Raw genomic sequence first — 14,536 nt, forward strand, 5'->3', positions numbered from 1 at the left:
ATGAACTGGCCGTTCCAACAATCCCGGAATTGCTCCGCAGCTTCGCGGCTGCCGAAGCAAAAGACAAGATAGCTATCCTACTCGATCGACGCGCTATAGCTCTTCGATCTGCTGTCCAGTACGAGCGCCGAGGTGATGACCGTGCCTCGATCTCGAACAGAATAGCGGTGTTCGGTGCCTGGCTTATCTCGGCGCGATGCCATCCTACAAAACTCCGTCTTCCCAAATTGGCTTTTTGACCGACGTCACTTTGACCAGTCGGCGCACTGGAAGCTTGCCGATTTCAGACCCCCAAATCTGGACGACCTTCAGGTTCATGTATTCCCTTCGGTCGCAGAGCTGACAGCGGAACCGGCCGGCCAGGCGATCGAGGCTCACGTCCTTCGTCAGCTTCAGCAGGTCACGCGGGAAAAACCGGTAAGTCCTTCGACAGAGCTGGCACGTCACCTCGAGCAATTGATTAGCGTCAGCCGCGTCGCGCAGGCTCCACCCGCGCAACTTCTTGGAATAGTTCATTTCCGGCATTGTCAGTCTCGGCCGTATCTCGGCCGCCACCCGCGCGTGATGCCTCGGCCCATCGCGCCTTCGGTCAGCACTAGCTGCCAGCGAAGGTAACGGATGTCTGCCAGGAGCGTTCCTATCGCCGCTTGCGCATCGCCTTTGTGATAGGCAAGCACCTCGGCAATCTCATCATCAACAATGGCTTCGCCGATCGGCTGCTCGCGCATATCCGTGCTCCATACTTTAGTTTTCAGATTGGCGGCCGCCTCGCCCGATGTTCTTATTATGTTCACGCGCGCGATGGAGTCAATAATCCTCTGTTTCTTTTCGAGGGCGGCTGACGTCTTGGCGGCGTGGAGGGCCGTTCCGTCCTCTAGGGAAGCTGAGGGGTCACAAGGCAGCCGAGATGTTTTCCCCGCCAGCACTTGAAAGGCATCGTCCAGCTTCCTGTCGTCCACGAGATAAAATGCGTCCCGCTTTGGCAGTGAAAGAGCCAAGCGACCGCCAGCTTGTGTGATACGGTGCAGCTTATCGACTTCGTGGGCGAGGTTCTACACGAGGAGCTTTGCGGTGGCTGACGTACGGGAATTAGAGCTACTCCTCGCGGACGGCAGGGCTGAGAACGCAGTCTTGCGGGAGAGCGAGGCTAAGTTTCGTGCCGTTTTTGAAACCATGATAGAAGCCTGCTGCATTTTCGAGATGATCTATGACGACCTTGGCAGGCCCGTAGACTGGAAGATTCTGGAAGCAAATGCTGCCTACGAAAAACAGAGCGGATTGAAGGATGTCGCAGGCAAGTTGGCCAGTGAGGTCATGCCTGGAACGGAGGCATATTGGATTGAGACATTTGGCCGGGTGGTTGAAACCGGAGAGGCCGAGCAGATTGAAAGGTGGCACCAACCCACCAGACGATGGATCCATAGTTCTACAGCACGCGTCGGCGGCTCTGGAAGCAGGCGCTTGGTCAGCGTTTTCTATGACATCACCGAACGCAAACGCGCCGAGATCGCCCTGCGCGAAAGCGGGGAGCGGCAGGCATTCCTGCTCGAACTCAGCGATACGCTTCGACCCCTGGCGGACCCGGCAGCGATCCGGCTCGCTGCCGCAACGGTCCTTGGTCGATATCTCGGCGCAAGCCGCGTCGCCTATGGAGAAGACACTGAGGATGGCGAGAGCTTCGTCGTGTCCCCGAACTACGTCGATGGCGCGCCCGACATGGCCGGGACGTTCCGCTACGCTGACTACGGGTCAGACATCCTGGCGGATCTGCGCGCCGGGCATAACCGCATCCAGCCCGACCTGGCTCAGGACGAAAGGTTGAGCGAAGCGGAGAGAGGAGCTTTCGCCGAGGCGGGCATCGGTGCGTCCCTTGATGTACCGTTGGTAAAGGCGGGAAGACTCGTCGCCTGGCTGGGGGTCAACTACGCCACGCCGCATGCGTTCACGCCGTACGAGATCCAATTGACTGAGGAAACAGCGGAGCGAACATGGGCGGCCGTCGAGCGCGCCCGCGCCGAAGCGGCGCTGCGCGAGAGCGAAGAGCGGTTTCAGCAGTTCGCCAACGCCTCCGCAGCAGCGCTGTGGATCCGAGACGCCGAGACGCTCGACATGGAATTCGTCAGCCCGGCCATCGCGACAATCTATGGCGCCGAACCCGACACTTTCATCGGCGACATCAGGCGGTGGGCCGCGATGATCGTACCTGAGGATCGGGCGACCGCCATGAACCACATCAATCAGGCGCGCCACGGCGAGCCAGCCGTCGATGAATTCCGCATCCGGCGGAACGATGGTTCATTCCGTTGGATCAGGGACACAGGCTTCCCGCTCTATGACGAGAAGCGCAAGGTGGAGCGCGTTGGCGGCATCGCTGAGGACGTCACCGAGACGAAGATGGCCGTCCAGCACCAGGGCGTGCTGCTTGCCGAACTGCGGCATCGCGTCAGAAACATCATGGCGATGATCCGATCCACCGTGGTGCGGTCTGCCGACGGCGCTGTCGACGTCCAGGGCTACCAGACGTCGCTCGCTGGTCGGCTGTTGGCTTTGGCCCGGGTTCAGACATTGCTCACGCGTCAAGCCAATGCCGGCGGATCGCTGCGCGGTATCCTCGAGAGCGAAATCGGAGCGCAGGCGCATTCCGAAAACCAGTATGAACTGACCGGGCCCGATCTTATGCTCTCCCCCAAGGCCGTCGAAGTCTTGACCTTGGCGTTCCACGAACTTTCCACCAATGCTTTGAAATACGGCGCCTTGTCGGTCCATGGCGGCAAGGTATCGGTCACGTGGACACCCTTCGAGAAGCGGGAAAAGCCGTGGCTCGCCATCGACTGGGTGGAGGAAGGCGCGCCATCGCGGCCGCCACCGACCCGCCGCGGTTTCGGCTCCGAATTGATCGAGGCGAAAATACCCTACGAACTTCGTGGCACAGGCAAAATGTCGATTGAGCCAGGCGGTGCTCACTGCCACATTGAGTTTCCGCTCAGAGAAGCTGAAAGCATACTGGAGACTGACGCCCCGGCGCCAACGCGACTATACGGAGGAACTCTCGACATGACCGGAGCGCCGGACCTCACTGGAAAGACCGTTCTCGTGGTCGAGGACGACTATTACATCGCATCTGACACGGCGGCAGCATTGCGAGGAGCCGGTGCGGAGGTCTTTGGCCCGTGCCCGACCGAGGAGGACGCGCTGCGGTTTCTCGATGAAGAGACGCCAACTGCAGTTGTGCTCGACTTGAATCTTGGCGGAGGTGGCCCGCGGTTCGAGATCGCACATAAACTTCTTGAGCGCGGGACGCCATTCGTTTTCCTGACGGGGTACAATCCGGATGTGATCCCCGATGAACTGGCTGATGTCGCCAGGCTCCAAAAGCCGTTCACGCTGAGTGATGTCGTCGAGGCGGTCAGCAAACTGTAGGACGAAACCTGTGTCAGCACATGTCTCCTTTTGGCGCGCATTTCTGCCATCTCTGTAACTGCGGGATTAGTCTGCCACCGCTCCACACAAAGTGAGGAAGAACCCGGTTAACTCAACGGCATGATGAAGCGTTGCAGCGCAACCCGTGTTTCGCATTTGGTGTGGCTGATCTCGACCTGTCATGAAGAAGCGGTCGCTGAAATCGGCATGACTTTCTGAACTTCGCGTCTGCTCATGAACTGTCACCCTGCGGTTCACCTTGATCGCATTAGATGCCGGCGTACCACTCGTACCCGCGGTCTTCCCAATAACCGCCCTTTCCGCCCCACAGACCGGCGAAGCTGTCGACCAGTTCGATGCGCATGATGTATTTTGCCTGTTTGTAACCGAGCTGCCGTTCGACCCTGAGGCGCAAGGGAGCGCCGTGGCCGACGCTGAGGTCCTGGCCGTTCATCTGGTAAGCGAGGATGGTTTGAGGATGAACCGCATCGATGAGATCGATGCTCTCGTAGTAGCGGCCACTCCCGTCGAGCGTCTTTTCGAGCTCGTCGGCACAATGTAGCACGACATAACGCGCCGTTGGCTTGAGCCCGGTCAGACGCAGCAGGCTGGCAAGCGGAACGCCCGTCCATTTGCCGATGGCGCTCCAGCCCTCCACACAGTCATGGCGGGTGATCTGCGTGCGGGCCGGAAGCGCCTTGAGATCGGCGAGCGAAAACTCTCCAGGCCGATCGACAAGACCGTCGATCTTCAACCGCCAGGCTGCAAATTTGCCGTCCGCCAGTTCAACGTATTCGTCGCTGTCGGGAGCACTCGTTCCATTCACCCGGAACGACGGGGAAATGTCCTTTTCATCAAACTCGCGCGCCAGGGCATCGCGCCCCTGAAGCAGTCTCTGCACCGTCATGGTAAGGTGCTCGGCTGAACGAAGGACGTTGGCGACGTCTGCGTTCTGCTCAAGCAGGTCACATCCTGAAAGGGTCAGCGCGCTGGCGCCAAGTGTGCCGCCAATCAGAAAGCGGCGTCGGGTGAGAAGCTTACTCATGACTTAGGGCCTTTTTCCTCGATCGCATAGCGTCCGGTGATCATCGAGCGGATGTTGTTCCAGGTCCCGGAAAGCACGACCATCGCCACATGGACGATAACGAAGATGACAAGCGCCGATGCTGTGATGAAGTGGATCGTGCGCGCGGACTGGCGCCCGCCGAAGATATCGACCAGAGCGGGAATTGCGGCGTCGATCCCGGGCGACATGGTCAGACCCGTGAGGACCATCAGCGGCAGCAGAATGACAATGACAGCTAGATAAGTGAGCTTTTGAAGCGCATTGTAATGTTTGGCCTCCTCCCCTTCGGGGAAGCGAAGACGGACATGGTCCAGAACCTCCCGGGCGAGATGGCGCGGCGAGAGTTGACGGGCCTTCGGCGCCAGGTCTCGCCTGAAATGTCCGTTCAGCAAGCTGAAGCTTAGGTAGAGAATACCGTTGATGACGAACAGCCAGGCAAAGAAGAAGTGCCAGCGACGTCCCGACGCGAGATCCTGGAAGGATGGGATTGTTGCCCAGGACGGGAAAGCTCGCGCGGTCGGCTCCCCATCAACATTGGAAACGCCGAGGACGCCGGTCGTGGGAATCTGTAGCCCCGCGACACGCACGAACCCGTTTGGCATGCCGCCTTCATCATTGGAGCCGATTGTCAGCACCGCGGGATCGCCGTTCGCGCCGTAATGACCCCAGTAGAGCTCGGGGTGGGCATTGAAGATCTGCAGTCCGCTCAAGAGAAGGAAGCTCAGGCAGAGAACGTTCAGCCAGTGCGTAAGCCGGGTCACAACGGAGTGGCGGCGGATGAAGATCGTCCGAGGATATTGAACATTGTCATTGGAGGCGTCTTCGCTCATCTCAGCGTCTTTCGTCTGTGACATCTCACGGCTGCAGATCAAGCTGCATCGATCTGTAGTCGCTGGCCGAAGCATTGGGGCGGCTGCTCCGGCCAGTGACGACGTGGCTTTACATGGGGGGAACCACGCCATTCTTGCCGACCACAACCTGATGTGCGATGGGGCCGGCTGCAGATTTCTCGGCGGTGATGAAGACCACGGCGCCAGGAACGAGATCATCCTTGGTTGCAGCAGCAATGGTCACGACAGGTGTCCCATCCGGAATGGCGATCTTCTTTTCCTTGCCGTGATAGGTGACAATGACGGTCCGACCATCGACGCCTTTGACGGCATCGGCGACCGTCGCATTGGTCATGCTGCTGTCGGGCTTCAGATCCCAACCGTAGCTGCCTTCGCCAAGACCCTTCATCGCCGGTGGGAAGATCAGGACTTCGAGCGCGCCATCGCCACCGCTGGCCTTTGGCAAGGATGCGATGCCGACAAAATCACCCGGCTTGATGTCGGCGACTTTGGCATCTGCGACGCTTGCCACTTTCCAGTCGTCGGCCAGGGCGACATCGACGGTCTCGCCTTCGCGCGTTTTCACCTTGAGCGTGGATCCCGCATAGGTGACGATGCTGCCGCGGACATGGAACGGCGCGGCTTTCTGATCTTCGGCATAGACGGGTGCCGCAAGGGTTGTCACAGAAAAAATGCTGGTCAGCCCAAGGGCCAAGGCGGGGAACACGTTCTTCATTCGATTCTTCCTACTAGTTGGTAGTTTTGAGGGCGCGATTTGCCTGAGTAGCCTGGCCACGCAGGATTAGTGAGAAACGGTTGGGGTCATTCGGTCCAGCGCGGGCGTCAGTATTGTGCTGAATACCTCCGGCTTCCCGTAGGCTCTCGCAGAGAGCATTGCGCCGTATACCGTCGCCAGAAATGCTTCGGCTTCGACGTGAGGCTCACTGGTGAGGTCCAGGGAGCCTTCCCTGGCGCCACGCTCCATGACCGACGTCAGCCACGAGGAGATAAAGCGAAAGAATGCCGTAACCTCTGTTGCGACTTCCGGCGGAAGGGATGGCAGTTCACTGGCAAGCAGGGCGCACACACAATAAGGCCTGCTCGCATCCTCGATGCATTTCGCCCAGTGTTTCGCATAGATTTTAAGGATGTCCAATGCGTCGGGAACGTTCTGTTCAAGGGCCGCCACGCTCGCCTGGCCATCTTCCCGATAACGCTTGACCAGCTCACGCACCAGGTCGACCTTGCTGGGGAAGTGATGGTGAATGCTGGCCTTGCGGATGCCGACGACCTCCGAGATATCGGCGTAGCTGAAGCCATTGTAGCCGCCGCTCATGATGAGGTTTCGGGCGGTGGCCAGGATATCGTCGGAGGTGGTCGAAAGATTGCTCATGCGAACTGTCTACCTTCTAGTAGGCAGAACGTCAATGGAAAAAGTTCTACATTCTGCCGTCATCCGTCTGTCGAAACTGTGACGGCTTTCCACGCTTCGATCTCCTCCTGCAAACGATCGATCCGCGCTGTGACGTGGCGGAGGGAATCGCTGCCAAGGAGAAGTTGCGGTGGAGGATTGTCAGAACCGACGAGTCTCAGAACGGCAGCAGCCAGCTTTTGCGGATCACCGAGCTGCTTGCCGCTCACGGCCTGTCGGGCCTCGCGGATCGGATCAAACAGGCTGTCGTAATCTGCGATAGACCTCTTTGTGCGGATCATGGAACGCCCCGCCCAATCTGTCCGAAATGAGCCCGGGCAAAGGGTTGTCACATGAATGCCGAACGGCGCCATTTCCGAACGCATGACCTCGGAAATACCCTGAAGCGCGAACTTGCTGCCGCAGTAGTAAGCGATGCCAGGCATGGTGATCATGCCGCCCATCGACGTGACGTTGACGATAAAGCCGCGGCGGCGCTCACGGAACCTCGGAAGAAAAGCCTTGGCCACCGCGACGGCGCCAAACACGTTCACGTCGAACTGGCGGCGCATCTCATCGATCGGCGATTCCTCGAGTACGCCCTCGTGCCCGTATCCTGCATTGTTGATCAGCACATCGACTGGGCGGTGTTCTTCCTCCGCTTGCTGAATCACGTCCGGGATGCGGTCGAAATTGGTGACGTCGCAAAGGACCGGGTGAAGTGCGGGGAGCGTGGTTGACAACACTTCACGCGAGGCCTCGGAGCGGACGGTCCCGATGACCGTGTGGCCGGCTTCGATGGCGGCAGTGGCGATGGCCAGCCCGATGCCCGAATTCGCTCCTGTAATGAAGAAGGTCTTGCTCGACATTTTCGAAACTCCTTGATCAATCGTGCACGTGCCAGATAATATCAGGGACAGGTAGATCGATTGCGAATTCTCTGAGATTGTTGTCAAATCCTATGAACGGCACAAAACGGCATTCCACACATGAAGGACTCGTCGCACTGGCCGGACAACTTGCCCCGCGTATCGGGTACAATCAAACTGCGGTCAGTTCTGTCCGTATCCTGCGTACTGAGGCGGTGCTGAACGACATTCCAGTCCTCTACAAGCCTGGGGCCGTGTTCGTATTGCAGGGGAGCAAGCAGGGTATTCTGGAAGGGGAAGTCTACCTCTACGACGAGGACCATTATCTTGCCGTCTCGGTGCCGGTCCCATTCCGGATGACGTCCAAGGCCAGTCCACAGCGGCCACTGCTGGCGGTCTATCTGGAGTTCGATATGCAGTTGGCGGCTGAGATCGCCATGCAGGTCGAAAAACTTGCCGGTCCCGCAGACGCCAAGCCGAGAGGGCTCCTCTCGAGCAGAATGGATAGCGGTATCGAAGACGTCCTGCTGCGCTTGCTGACGGCTCTCGGCAGCCCGGTCGAGGTCGCCGTGCTTGGAGACTCCATCCTGCGTGAACTGCAGTACCGGGTCATGGTCGGCCCCCAAGGCGGCGCGGTCATCGCGGCTCTACAGCGAAAAGGGACGTCCGGAAAACTGGTTGAGAGCGTGGCGTGGCTGCGGCAGAACTACGCCGGCGAAGTTGCCGTCGCGGATCTGGCCAGAGAGGTGGGCATGAGCGTTCCTTCCTACCACGTTCATTTCAAGAACCTGACAGGCTCAAGTCCGATGCAATACGTGAAGGCGATGCGCCTGCATGAGGCGAGACTTTTGATCGCCCGCCAGAGCGGGACGATCGCGGAGGTGGCAGCTTCAGTTGGCTATGTCAGCCCGGCGCATTTCAGTCGCGATTTCAAACGGCATTTCGGGCGTACCGTATCGGAAGAGGTGAAGTGGGTCCAGCAGCACCTTGGAGAACAGGTCTGACCATTGCCCGGGACTCTTTCGCAAGCCGGTCGAATAGTCAAAATGGGCGGCACGTCATTGCAAAGCAGCTCGAAGGGTGGCTTCGCAATGAACCAGGGTTGTATCGAAGACGCGGACGCCCACATTATCCTGGTTCAGCAGCATCCCTACCTCCGTGCACCCAAGGATAAGACAGTCGCAGCCTCGATCGATCAGTCGCTGCGCAATCAGTTCATACGTCGAGCGACTTTCCTCGCGAACAACATCGCGGCACAGCTCGTCATAGATGATGCGATGGGTTTCCGCTCGATCGTCGGCCTCAGGAATTGTTGGCGACAGTCCTCGAGCGGCCAGGCGATCGGTATAGAAGTTCTGTTCCATCGTGAAGGCGGTCGCCATCAGCCCCGGCCTGCGAAAACCGCTGTCAAGGATAGCTGTCGCAGTTGCGTCCGCGATGTGTACGAACGGTATCGACACCCCGCCCAAGATCTTGTCCGCCACCTTGTGCATGGTATTCGTCGCCATGATGAGGAGGTCGGCACCTCCGCGCTCCAGAGCAATGGCTTTTTCATTCAGGATATTTGCCGCCGCATCCCAATCGGAGGATGCCTGTAGCTTTTCGATCTTTTCGAAGTCAACAGATCGTATGAGAAGCTCCGGCGAATGCAGTCCGCCGAGCCTCTCACGCGTAAGCCTGCAAAGTTCACGATAATAAATCTGCGTCGAGGCCGCGGACATTCCGCCAAGTATGCCGATCGTCTTCATAGGCTTTTTCCATATTCACGTGTTTCGTCTGTTGCCGCCAAACCGGCGCTTGACCAGAAATCAGGCCCGCTCCTGCCGCCAAGCTCGGCACCAACACCATGTCGTCAGGAAGACCCAACGACAGAGGCCGCTATTTCCAAGGCGTGTATATTCCTTGATTGTCTCCCATTTTTGCAGCGCGAATGAATATGAATCATGGCGTGGTACCTCAAAGTTTCCGTTTCGCTTTGTAGAGAAATGATGGTCTGCCGGTGACCGACCGAGACTGTATGAATGGTCACGCCGTCAGCGGACGAGCCAATGATTAAACCCAGCAATATTCGTGTTCATCGCCGGACCGCTTTGTTCGATGAAAGGCCGGCGGAAAACCATCCGGCGACGAGAAGACAGATTGCTATCGCGATTGCTGCGACGCTGTACGCCCGGCCGATGGAATCGACGTCCGTTGCAGACCCCAAAATCGAGAAGAACAACCCGCCGACGACTGCCGCCGCGAATGCACCGCCAATCTGAAGCATCGAGTTGACGAGGCCGGAGGCCAATCCGGACTCTGTTCTGCCGACCCGTTGCACGACACTTTTCAAAAGGTTTGGAAGCGCGATCCCCTGCCCCATCCCGATGAGAAAGAGCGCAGGAAAGAGGAATTGCGCATGATCACTTGAGATCAGGGCCGCTGTTGCAAACAAGCCGCCAGCTTGCAGCCCCATGCCAACGGCAGCGGAATATCTTCCGAAGACGCTGAGGATGCGCTCGCTTGCGAAAGGGCCAAGGACAAAACCGACTGCCGCGGGAAGGATCGCCAGCCCGGCCTCGAAAGGTGTGCGACCAAGGCCGCTCTGCTCGTATACCGAGAATACCAGCCAGAATGCTGCGAGCGAATAGAAAAATAGGGCAGCTATCAGCCCGCGCTTCAATCCCGGAACTTCAAGCAGGCTCGGTGCAAGGATGGGATCTCCTCCCGCCGCCTCCAGGTTTCGCTCATGGCGCCAGAATAGCAGAAAAAGCAGCGGGGAAGCGGCAAGCATCAGAAGCAACCAGATCGGCCACCCCTGCTCCCGGCCCTCGATCAGCGGCGCGATCAGTGCAAAAAGCGCCAGCGCAATCAGCAATGCTCCGCCCAGATCCAGTTTGCTTGGGTGCTCCGATCGGGTTTCGCGCAACATGATAGAGGCGGAGGGCGCGGCGATCGCGATCACCGGAAGGTTGATCAGAAAGATGGCCCTCCATCCAAGACCGAAGATATTCAGTGCAATCAGCGCTCCACCGAGAAACAGACCAGCCATCGATGCGACACCGAATGTCAGGGCGTAAAAGCTGAGCGCCTTTGATTTTTCGTGGTCTGGGAAAATTGCATTTATTGACGCCAGAGCCTGCGGTGCCATGATTGCCGCAGCAAAGCCTTGAAGGACCCGGCCGACGATCAGCACCGATGGAGACCAGGCAAATCCGCATAAGGCGGATGCGGCGGCAAACGCTACCATTCCAGAGAGAAAGACATTCCGGCGACCATAGAGATCTCCAAGCCTGCCACCGGTGATCAGCATGACCGCATAGGTGGTGGCGTAGCCTGAGATAATCAGCTGCATTGTCGATGCAGAAGCCCGGAAGTCGTCCCGGATCGAGGGCAGCGCCACGTTGACGATGAAGAAATCGAGTGGCGGCAAAAAAGCCCCGGCCAACAGGATGACCAGCGCGACCCATCTGCGCGGATCGAGCTTGTCTTCGGGGTTGCAGGAACGTTCCACATTTATCTCCTTGAAGTCCGTAAACGTCCGCCGAAAAGCGGTCGCAACGACAGTATTTAGGAACCATTCAGTTCCAAATTGAAGTCAGTCAAGCGCCTTTAGGGCAAAGTCGATCATGGCCCTCGTCTCCTCGCGATCCGCTCCTACCTTGCCCAGGACCCGCATGCCCTGGATCTGGCAGACGAGGAACCTCGCAAGTGTCCGCTCGTCCAACGCGGGATCAATTTCGCCTGCAGCTTGAGCCCTGATAATCGTGGCTGCATAAAGGTCCTGCAGTCGTCGAAACAGGCGGGAAATTCGAGCTGAAACTTCTTCATCTGCTGGAAGCATCTCGACAGCTGCCAAGACAACAAAACATCCGCGCAATCCCTCTTTGCCGGAAGAAAAGTGAACCTGCTGCGAAAATGCTGCGCGAATTGCGCCTTTTGGCGATGGGTTGGAATGCAGCGTTTCGCCCACCGTGCGAACGGCATCCTCGATATAGGCGTCAAGAGCACTGAGATAGACGCCCCGCTTGTCTACAAAAGCTTTATAGAAACTGCCTCTGGACAGATCCATGCCTTCGAGCAGGTCGGGAAGAGACGCATCGTGATATCCACGTTCCCAGAATACGCCCATCGCCTTGCGAACTGCATCATCGAGTTCAAATTCGCGAGGGCGACCAACGGAGGGGGATGTCTGAGTGCGTTTGTCCATGCGGGCTATATGGAACCATTTGGTTCCGAATGCAAGGGATATTTTCGGAACTTCAGGGGGGACACGGCTGGATGAAACTGGAAACAATGGTCTGAGCAGCCGAGGCCAGCGATCCTGAAGAAACAAGTCCCTGCTCCCCGGAAATCAATCAGTCGAGGCGACATCGATGCCGTCAGCAACGCCATCGAGCTGCCCTGGGAGCAACGGACAGGCCGAGGGCCAGATCGACCGCCTCAAGCCCTTCAAGCGCGCAATGTATGGTCGGGCAGGTGCCGAGGGCCGAATGCTACCACCCTCCACACAAAGTGAGGAACAACCCGGTTAACGCAACGACATGAGCCCGTTCTGCGAACGAGCATGAAGTGGCGCCAAGGTTTCAGTGTGCGGCGCCTGGTTCCTCGTGTGCCCTCACGATGGCGTCCGCTTCCTTGCCGTATAGCTCCTCGAAGTGGTCGAAGGTCTTGGAAAAGTAACCAATGCCCTGCGTCGCCGAGCGCAGCGCCCGCGCCAGATCGTCGAGTGCGCCGCCTGGAACAAGTGCCCGGAAGATGTCCCATCCCTTGGAGGTTTCATCCCGGTCGAAGCCGAGAACCTGACCCTTGAGAGCGGAGACGATCTGGACGAGGCTGCCGGAATAGATCGACGGGATGTGAATTTCGCTGCGGAAGACCGGTTGCATCAAAACCGCCGATCCTTCGGAAAGCGCCTGCCGCACTCCCATTTTCGACGCAGTCCTGAAGGCGTGTTCCGAACTGTCGACGGCATGGTGCTGACCATCGAACAGCGTGACGCCGACATCGATGACCTGGAAGCCGAGCGGCCCTTTCTCCATCGCTTCGCGCGCGCCGGCTTCGACGGCAGGGATATAGTTGCGCGGAACGACGCCACCCTTGACGGTTTCGCTGAAGGTGAAGCCTCGGCCGCGCTCGTTGGGGCGAATGCTCAGCTTCACATCCGCGAATTGGCCGGCGCCGCCGGTCTGTTTGCGATGCCGGTAGTGAACCTCGGAGGGCTTCGCGATCGTCTCGCGGTAGATCGGACTGGGCGTTCGATCGGTTACCTCGATGTGGAAGACCTCGGACAGGGTTCGGCAGAGATCCCGCAGATGGACCGGGCCCTGGGCGCGGACGAGCTGGGCGCCCGTGCCTTCCTCCTGCAAAACGACAAGACCGCGATCCGTCTCGGAAAGTTTTGCCAGCGTTTCGGAGAGCTTGTTTTCATCGCGGTCGCTGCCCGGGACCAGGATCCTTTCAAGCATCGGCGTCGGTGGCTCGGTCCATTCGGGCGGGGCGATCGTCGCGTCTGATGTCAATAGCGACGGGACCGGCAAGTGGTCGGATTTGACCGTCGCGAAGACATCCCCCGGTGCAGGCGTGATCGCCGAGCTGGACCGTCCGTTTGCAGGATCCTGCACGGCGCCGAGGCTGGAGCCGCCCAGTGATGCGCCTTGCCGCAGTCCCTCGCCAAACGCACGCACCAGCACCGTCTTGCCGATATTCTGACGATGATAGGCATGGAAGCTCACGGCGGTCAGCTTGTTTTCATCGACATTGACCGCACGTGCCAGGCGCTGTCGAAGCACCCCTACCGGCGGCGCCTCGTGGCGCAGCGCCTTCATCAGCCTCATCATGCCGTTGCCGTGGCTTGCGGCACCGATCAGGACCGGAATGACCCTGTTTTCGCTCAGAACCCGGGATGAAATGGCATAGAGGGCGTCGCTGGGCGGCTCGCGATCTTCGACCAGTTCCTCGAGAAGCCAGTCATCGAATTCGGACAGGTGTTCCAGCAGCTCGCTGCGCGCTTCGTGCTCGCGCTCGGCAGCGCTTTCGGGGATTGCGATCAGCGCCGAAGTCTGGCCTTCGCGGTAGCGCCACGCCCGTTCCGAAATCAGATCGCAACTGCCGATGACCCTGTCTCCCTCGCGGATCGGGATCTGGCGAAGCAAAAGCGTGTGGTTGGCGTAGTCTTGAAGCGCGGCGATCACGTCCCTCAGCCGCCCTCTCGGTTCGTCCATCCGGTTGACGAAAAGGATGCACGGCGTCCCCGAGGCTTCGACGATCCGCAGATAGGGCGCGGCGAGCACAGCCTCCTCCGGTGCCGATGAAACGCACAGGATGCAGGCGTCGCTGGCAAGAAGCGCGTGTTGCACATGCGCCAAGGCTTCGTTCGGTCCTGGCGCATCAAGCGCGCACCACGCCTCGTTTCCAAAGGTGAATTCCGTGAGGTTCAGTCCATAAGGGGAGCTGGATTTTCTCGGCGTTCCCTCCAGCGAGCCGAGCTTTTCCACGACTGTCGATTTTCCCGTCTGCGAGGGTCCAAGCACGGTAAAGCAGCGCATCGGCATTCCTCCAACTGCCATAAACACAATTCTCAGCCGTCATAGGATGCCCTGAACCGCGGCAAGGCGCCAGAGGTGTTCAGTCTCACAACGCTTTGACCTATAGACGTAGGAGCTGTTCTCGAATTGTCAGCGACTACAAAACTCGGTCTTTGACAAACGGCATTCAAAGGCAACTGTATCGAAGCGACGACTGCTGTCAGCTTTGGTTTTGCTGTCAATAACCGCCCTGCGCCTCTGAGCTGGGTCATCTTACTGACTATGGAGCCAGGACATTGTTATCAATAAAGTCGACAAGGAACGACGGACCTCGCTAAGACGAGGCACTTCGAGAGGGTATCGCCGCCCCCTTGCTCCGCTACACGATCCATGCCTCTATTTAACCTTAGAGGGGTGAGCTTCAACGTCATGGC

At 58.7% G+C, this 14,536-nt stretch carries 13 protein-coding genes; 2 read left to right on the forward strand and 11 right to left on the reverse strand.

The window, feature by feature from the left end; translation table 11 throughout:
* Positions 1-204: 204 nt before the first annotated feature.
* Together J7U39_RS14285 and J7U39_RS14290 are read right to left on the reverse strand one after the other, a co-directional pair.
* Positions 205-525, reverse strand: a complete 321-nt coding sequence (locus J7U39_RS14285) for a hypothetical protein (protein ID WP_210628778.1) — start codon at positions 523-525, stop codon at positions 205-207.
* A 2-nt stretch (positions 526-527) separates the two neighbouring features.
* Complete coding sequence (locus tag J7U39_RS14290) at positions 528-728, reverse strand: hypothetical protein (protein ID WP_210631676.1); 201 nt, start codon at positions 726-728, stop codon at positions 528-530.
* A 343-nt stretch (positions 729-1,071) separates the two neighbouring features.
* Between J7U39_RS14290 and J7U39_RS14295 the strand changes: the two genes are divergently transcribed.
* Complete coding sequence (locus J7U39_RS14295; RefSeq protein ID WP_210628779.1) at positions 1,072-3,420, forward strand: PAS domain S-box protein; 2,349 nt, start codon at positions 1,072-1,074, stop codon at positions 3,418-3,420.
* 268 nt (positions 3,421-3,688) lie between these two features.
* Here J7U39_RS14295 and J7U39_RS14300 read toward each other — a convergent pair whose 3' ends face one another.
* The 5 genes from J7U39_RS14300 to J7U39_RS14320 form a co-directional block, all read right to left on the reverse strand.
* On the reverse strand, positions 3,689-4,465 hold the full coding sequence (locus tag J7U39_RS14300; RefSeq protein WP_210628780.1) for a molybdopterin-binding protein: 777 nt from the start codon (positions 4,463-4,465) through the stop codon (positions 3,689-3,691).
* Entirely contained in the window at positions 4,462-5,316 is an 855-nt protein-coding gene (locus J7U39_RS14305) for a cytochrome b/b6 domain-containing protein (RefSeq protein WP_210628781.1), read from the reverse strand. Before J7U39_RS14305 ends, J7U39_RS14300 begins: the two co-directional genes overlap by 4 nt.
* A 109-nt stretch (positions 5,317-5,425) precedes the next feature.
* Positions 5,426-6,052, reverse strand: coding sequence for a hypothetical protein (locus tag J7U39_RS14310; protein WP_210628782.1), 627 nt, complete (start codon positions 6,050-6,052; stop codon positions 5,426-5,428).
* A 66-nt stretch (positions 6,053-6,118) separates the two neighbouring features.
* Entirely contained in the window at positions 6,119-6,709 is a 591-nt protein-coding gene (locus J7U39_RS14315) for a TetR/AcrR family transcriptional regulator (RefSeq protein ID WP_210628783.1), read from the reverse strand.
* Positions 6,710-6,768: 59 nt separating this feature from the next.
* Positions 6,769-7,596 carry an oxidoreductase gene (locus J7U39_RS14320; protein WP_210628784.1) on the reverse strand — a complete coding sequence of 276 codons (828 nt, stop codon included), beginning with the start codon at positions 7,594-7,596 and terminating at the stop codon, positions 6,769-6,771.
* Positions 7,597-7,688: 92 nt separating this feature from the next.
* On the opposite strand from J7U39_RS14320, the gene J7U39_RS14325 reads away from it, so the two are divergent.
* A complete protein-coding gene (locus J7U39_RS14325) occupies positions 7,689-8,600 on the forward strand; it encodes an AraC family transcriptional regulator (RefSeq protein WP_247241671.1) in 912 nt (303 codons plus the stop codon).
* A 54-nt stretch (positions 8,601-8,654) separates the two neighbouring features.
* Here J7U39_RS14325 and J7U39_RS14330 read toward each other — a convergent pair whose 3' ends face one another.
* The 4 genes from J7U39_RS14330 to J7U39_RS14350 all read right to left on the reverse strand — a co-directional run bounded on the left by J7U39_RS14330 (position 8,655) and on the right by J7U39_RS14350 (position 14,123).
* Positions 8,655-9,344 carry an aspartate/glutamate racemase family protein gene (locus J7U39_RS14330; RefSeq protein WP_210628786.1) on the reverse strand — a complete coding sequence of 230 codons (690 nt, stop codon included), beginning with the start codon at positions 9,342-9,344 and terminating at the stop codon, positions 8,655-8,657.
* Positions 9,345-9,670: 326 nt separating this feature from the next.
* Positions 9,671-11,089 carry an MFS transporter gene (locus J7U39_RS14335; RefSeq protein ID WP_210628787.1) on the reverse strand — a complete coding sequence of 473 codons (1,419 nt, stop codon included), beginning with the start codon at positions 11,087-11,089 and terminating at the stop codon, positions 9,671-9,673.
* 84 nt (positions 11,090-11,173) lie between these two features.
* Complete coding sequence (locus J7U39_RS14340; RefSeq protein ID WP_210631677.1) at positions 11,174-11,707, reverse strand: TetR/AcrR family transcriptional regulator; 534 nt, start codon at positions 11,705-11,707, stop codon at positions 11,174-11,176.
* A gap of 454 nt (positions 11,708-12,161) precedes the next feature.
* Positions 12,162-14,123 carry an elongation factor G gene (locus tag J7U39_RS14350; protein WP_210628788.1) on the reverse strand — a complete coding sequence of 654 codons (1,962 nt, stop codon included), beginning with the start codon at positions 14,121-14,123 and terminating at the stop codon, positions 12,162-12,164.
* Positions 14,124-14,536 lie beyond the last annotated feature (413 nt).

The organism is Rhizobium sp. NLR16a, from assembly GCF_017948245.1.
Lineage (GTDB): Bacteria > Pseudomonadota > Alphaproteobacteria > Rhizobiales > Rhizobiaceae > Rhizobium.